We start from the raw sequence: 13,165 nt of genomic DNA, 5'->3' as shown, positions 1-13,165 counted from the left end.
TGATTTGTCATCGAGATGGAGGATGGTGCAATACGACGATATGATCGTCTTCAATAAATCGAACTGTCTCGGGCTTACAGGGACATTTGCCTCTTTGCACCGAAGCAACGCTCGGTGGCCTTTTACTTCATTCGGTGCTGGCTATCAACCGCCGGGGCGCAGTTGCATTAGCGATCCTTCCCTCGAGGTGAAGCGAAACCCTGTGCGTGCGATCCGGGATCGCGCTCATCACAGAGGTGCCTCATAGTCCACCTGATGTCTCGCGACGCGCAGATCACCGAGTTCGGCTTTGACGCGCAGATGTTCAGCATGAACGGCATATTGAGCCAGCGATTCTGCTGAATCGAATTCGGAATAGAGCACGACATCGCAGGCGTAATCGATGCAACTGACGTCTGCTCCGACTTCCAGGTTCAGAAGGCCTGGAATCTTGCCTGTCAGGCCTTCGAACGCCGCCTTGATTCGGTCAACAGCATGCGCTTTTTCACTTGGCGTATTGCCTCGCACGTTCCACATCACGATGTGCTTGATCATCGACTCACCCTTACCGTTGTTGCGTTCAGGAAGGAGATTGCCTGCCTTTGCATGTCGCATCGGGCCAATTCGTCGGTATCCGTCCTGCCATTGGACTAGCTGCCCACGAAGACAGTCCCATGTCCCTTGAGCGAGCAGCTGTCAAACTACCGGCTGCGGATTGCCCCCAAGCACATCTGCGATCCAGTCAGCCATGTAGTCCGTTGCGAGACTCATGTTGCCAATGCTGCAGTGCTGCTCACCCCCTTCGCGCTGCGTGAAAACCCGCAATTCGCGCCGCGGACTGTTGACGCAATCGTCATATGTCAGATACGCATCATTTACAGAGATCTGACGGTCAAGTTCACCATGGGTAATCAGAATAGGCACACGGATACGGTCGAGGACGCCCTTGAGCGTGAAGCGATCCGCGATCGGCAGCGCTTCGGCGATCGACGACGCACCCAGCACCCAGAGGATGTGCTCGAGCATGTGCGGCACCGACGGCGCCAGCGTCGGGTCTGCGAGATTGGCATTGGCGGCCGCCACCCGTTTCTGGAGGCGTTCGCCGAAGGCATAGTTCGCACCCCACGCGACGCAGCACTTGAATCGAGGTTCGAAGGCGGTTGCACGCGGCGCGTGGTGGCCACCCATACTGAGCGCAACCATGCCGATCCTGGCGGGGTCAACATCTTCACGCGTTTCGAGGTAATCGATACAGGCACCCGCAGGCTTTTCCGCCTCCGCGAAATTGCGAAGACCGTGTTTTCTCAATGCCTCGCCAACGCCGGGATTGTCAACGACGAGCGTCGATACGCCGCGCCGTGCGAGCGCTTCGGGAAAGCCTGACAGGAACAGGAATTCCTTCAACCCGTCGAGGCCATTGAAATGAACCATGCACGGCGCGGGACCATCACCGTGCGCACGAACGAACAGTGCCGGCAGCACAGATCCTTCATACGGTACGAGCACGCGCTTGCAATTGACGTTTCCCAACGCAACGTATTTGTCGAAGCACTCAAGCAGGCGATCGTAAGCGACCTTCCGCGGAGCGTAGTCATGGGGAGGCATGCGCTCCGCCGTGATGTACATGATGGTCGCGCGCCGGTACTTTTCGGAAGCACTCAGTGCGTTTCCGTTCTGCTCATCCTGTTCAGCCTTCTCGACGAGTTGTGCTGCAGCATTCACCCACGCATGAAAGAATGCCTTCGCCGGGTCAAATCCAGCATGTCCATGATCGCGAAGCTGGCGAGACGCGCGATCGATCTCGTCCATGTTGGCACCCATATCGAGGGCCATCCCCACTCCCAGGTTCCATGCATAATCGCTGAAATACTCAAGCATTTTTTTCCTCAAACAGATATTTGAACCAACGGACAAACTGCGTCCTGAGTAAAGTGCGGTTGCAGATAATCCTCGGCCACTGACGCATTCTCGATTACAGGATCAACTCACGTGCCGTGATCTAGCTGATTGATGGTCAGTTCAACCAAGGCCGGACGCCGTTTCCACAACCTTGATAATCGCCGCATAGTCTTCGTCGGCATACCCGCTCGCGGAAGCACTGGATAGCCATTGCGCAGCCAACGCAGTCAATCCCAGCGGGACGTTGAGCGTTTTGCCCGCATCCAGAACGAGGCCCACATCCTTGCGCATCTGCTCGACGGTGAATGTCGCCGTAAAGTCTCGCTTCGCCAGAGCGCCGGCCTTTGCCTTCACGATGGGTGAGCCGACTGCGCTCGCTTCGATGACTGGCCACATGTCGGACCACGCCAATCCACCCTTTTGTCCGAGAGAGAGCGCTTCGGCAAGCATGCCCGACGTGAGGTTGATCATGAGGTTGATCGACAGCTTCATGAGCTTGGCCTGCTCGGCATCGCCAAGGTAGAAACATGCCTCGCCCCAACACTGGAACAGGTGCCTGCACTTCTCGAACGCCGTGTGATCCCCCGACACCATGACGGTAAGCTTTCCGGCCTCCGCCATCAGGTTATTCCCGGAAACAGTGCAGCGGAGATAGGTGATACCCGCCCGCTTCATCTGTTCTGCGACGGTCGAAGAAGCGTCAACCGATACCGTGCTGGTATCGATGTAGATGGAACCAGCATCAGCGCAACGACTAATCTGCTCACCGACGCTCAGGAGAGCCGCGTCATTGGGCAACGATGAAATGAGAATGGCGCTAGACGCGATAAGTTCTTCAGCTTTGGCAGTCATCGTTAGCCCTGCCTTGCGCGCGTCGGCGATGCGCTGCTCGGAAGTATCGAATCCCACGACGGCGTGATCGTTCCTTTCGATATGCCTGGCCATCGGAAGTCCCATCTTTCCCAGGCCGATAAAAGCTATAGTATTTCCCATGATCACCTCGTCAGTCGCGATCTTGCGACAGTCCTCTATTTCGTGCGCCGCGCGCTGTGTTCGAACATGCGAGCGGATCGCAGCGCGCGATGCGGCTGCTACTCACGGTTATCCACCCGCTTCAGAAAGGCGTGGATCATCACCTGCTGCCAGACCTCCGCTGCATTGAACGGATCATTCCGGTTGAATTCGATCACTTCCTCCCTGGTGTCTGCTTCGACCAGAAAGAAGCTGCCGATAGCCGTTTCGCCATCGTCAGAGATTAGTGGTCCGGAGATAACCGACTTCACTTTGGCGTTTGCAAGGTATGCCTTGTGTGCCTCATAGTTGGCCAGCCGGCGTACCAGCGCGCCATCATGGTCGAGACAATGAACGATGAAATGCACTTTTCTCTCCTCGGTTGAGTAGCGGCGGCCCACGCGAATTACGGGCTGCTCTACGGTTGGGAGAAGACTAAACGGTTACTGTCTGGACACCAACGGCCCGGACATCCAGAATGGATATTCGATAAGCGTAATTCACGCTTCCGGCGACAAACCGCCTGAAATCAGGGAAAACACTGACGTCCAGATGATGAACGAGCAAGAGCTTCTGAGGATTATCGAGTTCATAGACAGTACCCGGGCACCGTTCACCGAACGGATCGCCGGTATGCTGCCCGACTCCGACTGGGCACTGACCAGCGCCCTGGTTCGGGGGAAGCTGAGGGAGCAGGGTGTCCCGATATCTCTGCTCATCAAAGCTTCCGGCCTCACCTACGGGACGGCTCACCGGCGTATCAATGCCTTGATAGAGGAGGGCCTGATTGACGTCGTTCCTGCGTCTCCGGGTAGCAAGGCACAGGTTTTGTTGCCTTCCATCCGGCTTATGCAGGGATTTGAAGGACTGGCGGTGCACGTCAAGTCACTGGTCGCGACTCTGGTTGGTCACCGCGAAGACAGCCAAAGCTCCGAGCAGTATTACTTCGGCGAACCACGGCAATCACTCGAACGGTTACTTCCCCCATCGGAGCTGCTCGCTTTTCCCGGCAATCCTGGCAAGCGATTGCGGTTCCTGTTTCATGACGACAACTATTTTGCGGCGCTACGCAATCTCTGGATCGACTTTAGAGTCAATGCCGGACGGCGCGAGGACTTCCAGCTTGCACACCTGCAGGAGTTGTACGAGAGGGCGCTTGCGAACGGAACCCGCAAGGAATCCGAATTCGATATCATCGCGCTGAACTATCCGTGGCTTGCAGAGTTCGCCCAAAAAGGGCTGATCCGTCCTTTAAATATCGACACGCATGGAGCTTCGACGAATCTGGGCGACTTTCACCCTGCGACTCTTGAGTGCGTTACCTACGCGGATCGCCTCTACGGGTTACCGATGTACATCACGGTCGAAGCCCTGCTTGCGCGTCAGGATATGTTTGAGACCAATGCACTGCGCTATCCCACTACACCGAAAGACCTGCTTGCAGTGGCGCGTCGACTGCACAAGCCAAGGCGGGGACAATATGGTCTCGTCTGGAATGCCGCACGGGGTATGCCGGTAGCAAGTGCCTTCATGTTTTTTCTGAATGCACATGGCGGAGCGGTGATCGTCAAGGAAAAGCCAACCGCGCGAGGGCGCTCAACAGCGGCGCGCAAGCAAGGGAACTATGCCGCCCTCAACGGCAAGGAGGCCCGCGCGACACTCGATTTCATGGCGCAACTGCTGGCGGTCTCTCCACCTGACACACTGGCCTTTGACTGGGAAGACAGCCTCGACGAATTCATGTCGGGACACTCGGCGCTTTGCTATGCGTGGACGATGCGTGCGGCACGCCTCGAACTGGATCTTCACTCCAGGGTGAAGGGGAAGATCGCGTTACTGCCTCATCCCAACGTGCATGGCGTACGTCGGTGCGTACCACTCGGGGGATTCTTTCTGGCGATCCCCAGCAATATTTCACACGAGCGCGCAGAATCGGCCCGGCAGGCCATTCAGTGGATGACATCATCAGAGGCAATGAAATCCAATGCACTCAACGGATTGCCTATCGCGCCGCGCTTCAGCGTGAGTTCCGATCCGGAACTGGCAATCATTTCGCCCATCGTCAGCTTTGTCGATGAGTTGGCGCGCACTGGCCTGATCTGCAACACGATGCGTCCGCTTACCCCGGTATATAGCCGCATTGAAGACGTTCTGGGTTCGGAAATACATGACGCGCTTTGCGGGCGAATCTCGCACGATCAGGCATTGTGCGCGGCACAAACCAAAGTGCAGGATCTTCTGAACTCGGTGCCACAGCATTAGATCGCGTAGATTGAGCGACATCGTGCTCTCTTTGCACCACCTCCTGGCCACGCGAGCGGCAACACCAGCGGCTCGCACCGCTTAGCCATCTCACCCCCTCGGTGCTTTCCCTGACTACCCTTCGCTTTTGCACAAATCATTGACGGGATGACCTTCAAATATCCATTCTGGATGTTTGGACCGTTGGAGTCGCGCTCGACAGCGGCTAATCTAGCCTCGACTAACGCAGGCGATGTAGTGAGAGCAAACCAGTCGTTCAAGGTTGGGGTAGGGTTGCGCTGACTCTTCCCGTGACGGCTGGGCAACACCCGGTTGATCCGGACATTAGCTTCATGTCCGGGCATAGAATTGATTCTCTCGGAGACGCATAAACCTTCGTTATCAGCGTCGCTTTAATACTTCGTATATCTAAATAAATAGATGGGCAGAAATATTGCCATCTGCCAAGGAGACGGTTTGATGTATAAAGAAGAGACTCTCATTCCAAAAGTAATTGCTGTCGGCATGGGCGTACTGCTCAGCGGCGGAATGGTTCACGCGCAGAGCAACGTCACGCTATACGGCGTCGTCGATTCTGGTCTGATTTACATCAAATCGCCGGGAGAGAAAGGGACTATTCAGGCTAACGACAGCGGTCTGTCACCATCGCTATTCGGCCTGACAGGTAACGAGGACCTGGGTGGTGGTCTCAAAACGGTGTTCAGGCTCGAAGGTGGCTTCAGCGCGACCAATGGCGGCTTTGCCGATTCGAACGGCAATTTCTTTGGCCGTAATGCCTACGTGGGACTCGAAGGCAATTTTGGTACGGCCCTGGTCGGCCTGCAGTATTCGCCGTTCTTCCTGACGATGTACGAGACCGATCCCCGCGGTGCTGTTCAGTTCGGCAGCGCTGTCATGCCTTATATCGACAACGTCTACGGCACTGGCTTCGCCAACTCAAATGCTGTGTCGTACACCACCCCGAAACTCTGGGGGCTGCAAGGCAGCGTCATGGTCGCGCTCGGAGGCACCGCCGGTGACTTTCAGGCAGGACGTCAATACTCGGCGAACCTGAAGTATGACAACGGGACCTTTATGATCATGGCCGGTTACTACGATGGTAACAATGGCGGGAACGTCAACACGTCGCTGCCAACGACCGTCGACTTTATCGGTCGCATCATCGGTGCATCATACAAAATCGGCCCTGTCACCATGAAGGCGTCCGCAACGAACTACAAGGTCGCTTCGTCGGCCGGGAACCTTGCGCTCGGTCTCGACCCGCACAACAACTACGTCTATGCGGCGGGACTCGACTATCAGACTCTCCCGCAGCTCGACTTCAGTACCGGCGTGTACTACACCAAAGACAAGAACGACTCGAACAATCATTCGCTCATGGCCGCGCTAGGCGCGAGCTATTTCCTGTCAAAGCGCACAACCCTCTATGCGCAATTTGGCTTCGTGAACAATCACGGCACGCAGGATCTTGGATTGTCGGTCATCAATAACTACTCCAACCAGGCCGGCAACACCTATGCAACCAGCGTCGGGATTCGACACACGTTTTGACCGACCGGTACTTCGTGCTCGATGTGCTTGTGCTAAGGCTTGCGTCACACGATTTCCCCCGGTGGGGCAGTTTCGTAGATTCGACGAACTCCGCGGATTGGCTGCTGGCAGTGACGCGTGCTGACACGCATATCGAGAAGAACGATTAAAGGGAATACCTCTATGAACGCAATATCTGTTTCGCGCACCGCCGTCCTGGTTGAGAGCCCGGAGGAAAAGGAGCTCTTCTCGAAGATCAACTGGCGCATCCTGCCCTTGCTGGTCACTGTCTACTGCCTTGCATTTATTGACCGGGTGAATATCGGATTTGCCCAGCTTCAGATGAAGGGAGAACTGGGATTCAGCGACCAGGTCTTCGCACTCGGCGCCGGCATGTTCTTTGTTGGTTACATTCTTTTCGAAGTGCCGAGCAATATGCTTCTGGAGAAAATTGGCACGCGCAAGACGCTTCTGCGCATCATGCTTCTTTGGGGGCTCTGCGCGATGAGCATGGCATGGGTGACGGCGCCATGGCAGTTCTACACGCTTCGCTTCCTGCTTGGCGCCTTCGAAGCAGGCTGCTTCCCCGCCGTGGTCCTTTATTTCACTTACTGGTATCCGCCGGCTCGCCGGAGTCAGGCCATTGCCGTGTTTATGAGTTCGACAGTCATCTCCGGCATTCTTGTCGGGCCGCTCAACGGTGCGCTGATGAAGTTCGGTCAGGGGGTACTTGGTTTTCACGGCTGGCAGTGGATGTTTATCATTAACGGCGCGCCGTGCCTGCTTGTAGGTTTTCTTTGCTATCTTTGTCTCAGCAACAGTCCCGCCGAAGCCGCATGGCTCAGTCCCGCCGAGAGGAAACTGCTCGCCGAGCGACTTGCCAGGGACGGGGCATCGCGCGGGGACGCAGTGCATAAACGTGCAGCACTGCGGGCGCTGCTGCGTGATCCCAAACTCTACGTCTTCTCTCTCATTAACTTCCTCTTCCTCGGTGCCGTTTATGTGCTGGTGTTCTGGACACCGACGCTGATCCATAGCTGGGGAGTGAAAGACGTCTTCTACATCGGACTGCTCGCGGCAATTCCTAATATCGTGGGCGCGATCGGCATGATGCTCATGAGCCGTAGTTCGGACCGTCGAAACGAGCGGCGGTGGCACTTCGTAGGCGGTGTAGCGCTGATCGCGATCGGCTTGCTCGGTATCGCGTTCATGAACGGCGGCATAGCCTCATCGATCATCCTGCTCTCTATCGCGACCATCGGCACGGCGTCGATGACCCCATTGTTCTATGCCTTCGTCAGCGACTATTTGCCGAAGGAACAGGCCGCGGTCGGTCTAGCGGTGATTCCCTCGCTCGCCGATATTGCTCCCATCATGACACCTTCCATCGGAACCTGGCTGCGCGCCACGACGGGAAGCAATTCGGCCAGCCTGTATTTCATCGTCGCTCTCTATGTAGCCTCGGCTGTCGTCATGTTTTTCGCAGCCCGAGGGCCAAAGGCCGTTGCTGCCCCAAGAGCTCGGCGTATATGAACCGCTATGCACGCGTCCGAGGTAGCTGACCGGAAACTATCACCGTTTTCCAGTGAACAGTCCGCTGCACAGGTTGTCATCACACTAAGAAATGGAAGAAAATAAATGAATAAGGCTAACCTTGTACTGGCCGCAGTATGTTCCATGCTCGCCTTCAGCGCCGTGAGCACGTGGGCGCAAGATCAGGCCAGCGACACTATCGCTAGCGCAACTGCTACAGCAAGCCCGCCGTTGCGCTCAAGGGAGATGCGAAGAGCCAACCGATTGCTTGCGAAGAAAATTCGGCAAGCACTGGTCAAGGTCAAAAACCTTGATTCGACCAATATCGTGGTCTCTGCGAAAAGCGGCTCAGTTCTGTTGGGCGGCACAGTACCCGCAGGCGACCAAATACAACTAGCGACAACCACCGCGGAAGGCGTCAGCGGCGTTCGCGAAGTGCGAAATGCCCTTCGGGTCCGCGCACCGGGCCAATGAGTCGGCTGGCGGGTGGTCCGATTCGCACCGCGGCCAGCCGCTGAACTACCCGGCCAGAGCATCGCGCTCTGGCCTCCCTGTTGGTTGACAATGCCGAGCCGGTGCGCATTGGTCTCCTCGCAACGCTCGCACACCAGGTCGCCGGGACAAATGGCCGCTATACCTTCGATACCGGTCGAAGAGAAACCGACGACTTGAGCGTCGGCTCAGGGTCGACTAGGGAAGTTCGGCGATCAATCCGGGCGGCCAGTCCATCGTCAGGCGATGGATTTCCGTGTGCGGCCATAATGGGACATTGGACGTTGAAAGCTAGATTGGCGACAATCCCGGCAAGCAAACTCCCTCCGTTCATGAATCAAAATACCTAAGCATTGGTGGCATCCGACGTTTCTCAAATCGCGGTGGAAGGCCATGGCAGGAGAGGTGCACTGATGCTTCTACTTCATGGCTGGTCTCTCCGCTGGGGACTGGACTCACCTGTGACCCTTCAAAGCTAGCGGTGGCGAAGAGCATCGCAGATACCGTCAATGATGTAAAAGGAACATGATTGTGCAGAGAACCGGAACTGCGCTTTGTGTGGCAATTGTGCTTGCTGGCAATGCGCAAGCGGCAGTCAAAGACCCGAAAAGTCTCGAATGCTCGGTTGACCAGAAAGAGGTGTCACACGATCTTGAGGTGAAGCAGTCCAATGGTGTCATCGTCAGCTTTTCGTATCTGTCTAGCGTTCCCACGCAGGGTCTCGCGACCAATTGCACCATAGATTCCAGCCTTGTCAAGGGTACACCCATTGTCTCCGGTATTATGACTACATACCCGCTGCTGGACGGTGATGTTGTGACAGTCACAAAGACGGCGCGTGGCTTCCTGCTCGATATGTCGAAGCTGGACCAGGTGAAATACTGCAGCGGTACTATCGCGACGAGAATTCTGCTTCAGCCTGGGAAAACGAAGTGCGTGCTCATGCCTTGAACGGTGTGCTGGAATAGCTCACGATTTTGTGAGGCGATATCGAGGATTTTCTCGCGACGCGAGCGTCTTAGACAACTGCACAGTAGACGTTGCAGGGCAGTCTGAACTGGCCTGTCGATGTACTCCATGAAACTTCGATGCCGCAACTTCCGCGTGGTCTGTAACTTTGCCGGCTCGAACAGAGGAGCTGCGACCGTCCGCTAACGAGAATGCCGAAGGTCCACTGTGGATCGAGCTATGCCTTTTGCATGGGGGCAGCGCCCGAGGTGATCGCCGCGCCGAGTCTTTAGGCACCGATCGGCAGCGGATTCGGTCATCCGAGGTCGATGCGAGAATTGCCAACAGTTCTCTCGATCTGGAGTACAGCCGGTGTCATTTCGACTGGAACGATCCCGCTCGCACGAACTGGGCACGTGCCTCCTCGGGCAGCCATGAAAACTCATGCTTGAGCCGGCTATCGCAAGCATCGCAACACATCGAAATATCAGCTTGCTGCCAGTTTTCAGAGCGACATGCCTCGGCCCAGATCTTCATGAAAACTGCACGGTCCTCGGAATTATCAGAGAGTTGGTTCAATACAACCGAATCGAACGACCATGGCTTTTCCCATTTCTGAAACGTAATCGCCGCCCTGATGAGATCAGATTTAGCCATGTTGTGTCTGTTCGAACTATGGAGGACCGACAATATCACACGGGATGTCTGCTTTCGGGCGACCTGAAAGTCCGTTCAGGGTCGCATCATGCCTTTTGCATGAAATGAATGCCCGGCGCGATCGCCGCCGCCTGCCGTGGGGCAAGTGCGGCCACGAACGGACGTTCGCCCAACTTGGCGGGTTTTTTCTTTTCCGGACCACCTTTTCTCGGTGGCCGACTGCGGCGCGACTGCGAGGGTGAGCAACCAGCGATCCCACCTTGACAGGCGAGGTTCGCCGTCTCGGAACTCAAATGGTACATGCGTAGGTTGTTGGCCGCATTGGCTGCGGAGAGGGGGCTAGAACCCTTTCAATTGCTACCGCGTGGCACATCCGGCGACGTCCATTCCCGTTCGCCGCCGTCGCACATCTGATGTCGCTCGTTTTGCTCACTCTGGTCGGTCGGTGCGCGAGCGAGCATCTGCTGGATCCTGTGCCGATAGCGATCGTCCATCTCAGGATCGAAATCGGGTTTGTAACCGCGATCGACCATCGCTTGCACGAGCATGGGGCTGTTGTAATGCACGGCGACGAACAATGCCTCGCCGTTGCTCAGCTTGGCGCCCGGCGCGTAGCGAATGTTGCGGCTCTCTTTCATCCATTCGGCAATGGCCTTTTGCGCTATTTCGGGCCGCGTGTAGTTCGCCCACTCCGCGAGGCTGTGCCATACGTATTCGGCGCTATCTTTGGTGGGCACGACGACGCCGGCCTTCGCCAGCCACGCAATCGGCGACGCCACGCCACCTGCGGCAGCAGTTGCATAGAGACTGTCGCCATTGAACTCACCCGTGATGTCTTTCGGATTCACGCCGAGCTTAACCATCGCATCCATCTGATCGAGATGACCGCCCATGACCGCGCCGGAAAATGCGCTGTCGCGATTGCCCTTGGTCCATAGCGGCTGGAACTGCTGCGTGATCGCGGGCTCGTTGCGCAGGCCGACCAGGCGTGCGAGTGACCATGTGAAGATATAATAAGTCTGGCGCACGCAGAAGCTCGGTTGCGAAATGCTCGCGATTTCGTTGTCGTAGGTGGCGGGCGTCGCGCCCTTGAGCAGCACGGCCAGCGTATGCGGCGCGTTGGCAAGCACCGCCTGCGACACCCATGACGAGCGATAGCAACTGTCGCCGCAGTTGTCGAAGGCTTTGGTGAACGTATCGCTATCATCCGTGAGCACGGCAATTGCCATTTGCTGTTGATCCTCCGTGACCTGCACCTTGCGTGCTTCGTCGCGCGCATCCTCCTGGTCGATCTGATGCTGGCCGTATTGCATCCAGCCGATCATGAGTGCCGCTATCAGGGCGAGCGGAGTCTGGATCCAGAACGGTTTGCCGGCGCGACTTCCTGCACGCCATGGCTTCGTGATCGCGGCGTAGATCACCAGCAAGGCTATCGAGCCGAGGCAGACCGGCTGACCGAAGTAGATCAGAGCCCCGAACATGCCGACGGCCGCTATGCCGGCATCTCGCGCGCCCATGATGACCGCCGCCGTGGCAATTGCCGTGCCCCCCAGGCCGACGCCAGAGAGGAACAGCATGAGCGACAAAAAGAAATTGTTTGGCGACTTCAGCGGCATATCGTCGACAACGGGTGTGGCCGGCGGCGGCAATGTCTCTTGATCGTTTTGTTCGGTATTCATCAGGCCTTTTTGGTTGCACCGGACTCGGCGATAAGGTGAAACGGGACTGCTCGGAGGCCGCAGCAGAGCCGGTTATAAAAGCGACGACGCTGTCTCGCGCAGTTCGGACAGCCGCTTGACGGCCATTTTCCTTCATAACATGATTCAGCATGGAACAATGCGCGAAGCGATTGCGCATTCGTGTCCAAAGAATTTGACAGAACACGGGCCAAATAACTGAAACGGCTTTAGCTACCATAGCTGAACGTCCGCTATCGGCAAATTGAAAGGACCGTTGTGGGTCGGGTTATGCCTGTTGCATGAAACACGGCTCTGGAACGAGTCGCGTGCTCGTCCGCGAGACACAGTGCGGCCAGAAGAAGACATTTGCCCGTGTGCCGAGAATCGTTGACAATCGCAAGTGGCAATTCAGTCTAGGCAACGCTCCACTCGCGGAACCGATCGAACAATCGGAAACCGACGTAGTCGGATTTTCGTTTGTATAGCCAACGGTAGTAACAATCCCAGTAACTAATCATTCGATTGCGTGTCACTCGAACAAATAACGAATTCTCTCTGAAGAACGCACCGTAGGTGGACTGATCCATTGACGGTAGATTCGCTTCGATAGCATCGAGAATCTCAATGACGTACTCGCCGCAGAGTTGCGTAACGAATGGCGCAACCCAAGGTTTAGATGAGGCAATTATTCGTTCGATCTGGCGTTGGCGCACATGCCCATCATGGTGTCTCGTTAGCACGCACGCATACACGGTGGATTGAATGTCATTCAGCGTTGTGAACAGCGCTTCATCTGGACTGTGATAAATCCGATATGGAATATTGAGCGATTCGCCTTCGACTATGATCGTTATTCCATGACCGGCCACATTGCCACTTCGAATCAAACCCGCGACGGCACCTACGTCGGAGCGAAGCGCTTCCGGAAATGCCGCTGCTAACCAACTGGATTGGGACGAGTTCGTGGCTGGTTCAGTGAATGCCATATGTCGTTGCGAAAAGTCCGAGTTGTCTCAATTATGGCATTGGAACATCAGGCGTTCTTTAACGCCGCCTGCCAACGTCCGCTTCTGCAAATGGCGATCGTCCCTTTCGGGTCGAGCTTGTGTGAGAACTCAATTTTTGGCGCTGAACGGGCATTCCCGGTTCAGCTGGATCGAGTTTGGTAGGTCCAG

The 13,165-nt window shown here is 56.3% G+C and carries 12 protein-coding genes; 5 read left to right on the top strand and 7 right to left on the bottom strand.

The features are described from left to right. Window positions 1–228 precede the first annotated feature (228 nt). From DK391_RS33780 to DK391_RS33765, 4 genes are all read right to left on the bottom strand, one after another. On the bottom strand, window positions 229–534 hold the full coding sequence (locus tag DK391_RS33780; protein WP_109482373.1) for a Dabb family protein: 306 nt from the start codon (window positions 532–534) through the stop codon (window positions 229–231). 141 nt (window positions 535–675) lie between these two features. Continuing rightward, window positions 676–1,857, bottom strand: a complete 1,182-nt coding sequence (locus DK391_RS33775; protein WP_109482351.1) for an alpha/beta fold hydrolase — start codon at window positions 1,855–1,857, stop codon at window positions 676–678. Between the two features lie 141 nt (window positions 1,858–1,998). Continuing rightward, window positions 1,999–2,892, bottom strand: a complete 894-nt coding sequence (locus tag DK391_RS33770; protein ID WP_343225462.1) for an NAD(P)-dependent oxidoreductase — start codon at window positions 2,890–2,892, stop codon at window positions 1,999–2,001. Window positions 2,893–2,969: 77 nt separating this feature from the next. Then, a complete protein-coding gene (locus DK391_RS33765) occupies window positions 2,970–3,257 on the bottom strand; it encodes a YciI family protein (protein ID WP_109482349.1) in 288 nt (95 codons plus the stop codon). Between the two features lie 184 nt (window positions 3,258–3,441). Between DK391_RS33765 and DK391_RS33760 the strand changes: the two genes are divergently transcribed. The 5 genes from DK391_RS33760 (at window position 3,442) to DK391_RS33740 (ending at window position 9,657) form a co-directional block, all read left to right on the top strand. Next, complete coding sequence (locus DK391_RS33760; protein WP_109482348.1) at window positions 3,442–5,151, top strand: extracellular solute-binding protein; 1,710 nt, start codon at window positions 3,442–3,444, stop codon at window positions 5,149–5,151. 459 nt (window positions 5,152–5,610) lie between these two features. After that, window positions 5,611–6,702, top strand: coding sequence for a porin (locus tag DK391_RS33755; RefSeq protein WP_109482347.1), 1,092 nt, complete (start codon window positions 5,611–5,613; stop codon window positions 6,700–6,702). Between the two features lie 162 nt (window positions 6,703–6,864). Next, window positions 6,865–8,214: an MFS transporter gene (locus tag DK391_RS33750; RefSeq protein ID WP_109482346.1), complete on the top strand. Its 1,350-nt coding sequence runs from the start codon at window positions 6,865–6,867 to the stop codon at window positions 8,212–8,214. Window positions 8,215–8,319: 105 nt separating this feature from the next. Continuing rightward, window positions 8,320–8,688 (top strand): BON domain-containing protein, encoded by a 369-nt coding sequence (locus DK391_RS33745; RefSeq protein ID WP_109482345.1) that lies wholly within the window; start codon window positions 8,320–8,322, stop codon window positions 8,686–8,688. 576 nt (window positions 8,689–9,264) lie between these two features. Then, window positions 9,265–9,657, top strand: coding sequence for a hypothetical protein (locus tag DK391_RS33740; protein ID WP_162600972.1), 393 nt, complete (start codon window positions 9,265–9,267; stop codon window positions 9,655–9,657). A gap of 372 nt (window positions 9,658–10,029) precedes the next feature. Here DK391_RS33740 and DK391_RS33735 read toward each other — a convergent pair whose 3' ends face one another. The 3 genes from DK391_RS33735 to DK391_RS33725 all read right to left on the bottom strand — a co-directional run bounded on the left by DK391_RS33735 (window position 10,030) and on the right by DK391_RS33725 (window position 12,976). Continuing rightward, a complete protein-coding gene (locus DK391_RS33735) occupies window positions 10,030–10,311 on the bottom strand; it encodes a hypothetical protein (RefSeq protein WP_109482343.1) in 282 nt (93 codons plus the stop codon). Between the two features lie 350 nt (window positions 10,312–10,661). Next, window positions 10,662–11,990 carry a hypothetical protein gene (locus tag DK391_RS33730; protein WP_109482342.1) on the bottom strand — a complete coding sequence of 443 codons (1,329 nt, stop codon included), beginning with the start codon at window positions 11,988–11,990 and terminating at the stop codon, window positions 10,662–10,664. Between the two features lie 413 nt (window positions 11,991–12,403). After that, window positions 12,404–12,976, bottom strand: a complete 573-nt coding sequence (locus DK391_RS33725) for a hypothetical protein (protein WP_109482341.1) — start codon at window positions 12,974–12,976, stop codon at window positions 12,404–12,406. Between the last annotated feature and the right edge of the window lie 189 nt (window positions 12,977–13,165).

The organism is Paraburkholderia sp. C35, assembly GCF_003121405.1.
Taxonomy (GTDB): domain Bacteria; phylum Pseudomonadota; class Gammaproteobacteria; order Burkholderiales; family Burkholderiaceae; genus Paraburkholderia.
This window is presented reverse-complemented; position numbering and strand designations above follow the sequence as displayed.

What these genes read in the sequence shown, in the direction of transcription:
- DK391_RS33780 (WP_109482373.1), bottom strand. Translation starts at nt 534, where the DNA reads ATGATCAAGCACATCGTGATGTGGAACGTGCGAGGCAATACGCCAAGT.
- DK391_RS33775 (WP_109482351.1), bottom strand. Translation starts at nt 1,857, where the DNA reads ATGCTTGAGTATTTCAGCGATTATGCATGGAACCTGGGAGTGGGGATG.
- DK391_RS33760 (WP_109482348.1), top strand. Translation starts at nt 3,442, where the DNA reads ATGATGAACGAGCAAGAGCTTCTGAGGATTATCGAGTTCATAGACAGT.
- DK391_RS33755 (WP_109482347.1), top strand. Translation starts at nt 5,611, where the DNA reads ATGTATAAAGAAGAGACTCTCATTCCAAAAGTAATTGCTGTCGGCATG.
- DK391_RS33750 (WP_109482346.1), top strand. Translation starts at nt 6,865, where the DNA reads ATGAACGCAATATCTGTTTCGCGCACCGCCGTCCTGGTTGAGAGCCCG.
- DK391_RS33745 (WP_109482345.1), top strand. Translation starts at nt 8,320, where the DNA reads ATGAATAAGGCTAACCTTGTACTGGCCGCAGTATGTTCCATGCTCGCC.
- DK391_RS33735 (WP_109482343.1), bottom strand. Translation starts at nt 10,311, where the DNA reads ATGGCTAAATCTGATCTCATCAGGGCGGCGATTACGTTTCAGAAATGG.
- DK391_RS33730 (WP_109482342.1), bottom strand. Translation starts at nt 11,990, where the DNA reads ATGAATACCGAACAAAACGATCAAGAGACATTGCCGCCGCCGGCCACA.
- DK391_RS33725 (WP_109482341.1), bottom strand. Translation starts at nt 12,976, where the DNA reads ATGGCATTCACTGAACCAGCCACGAACTCGTCCCAATCCAGTTGGTTA.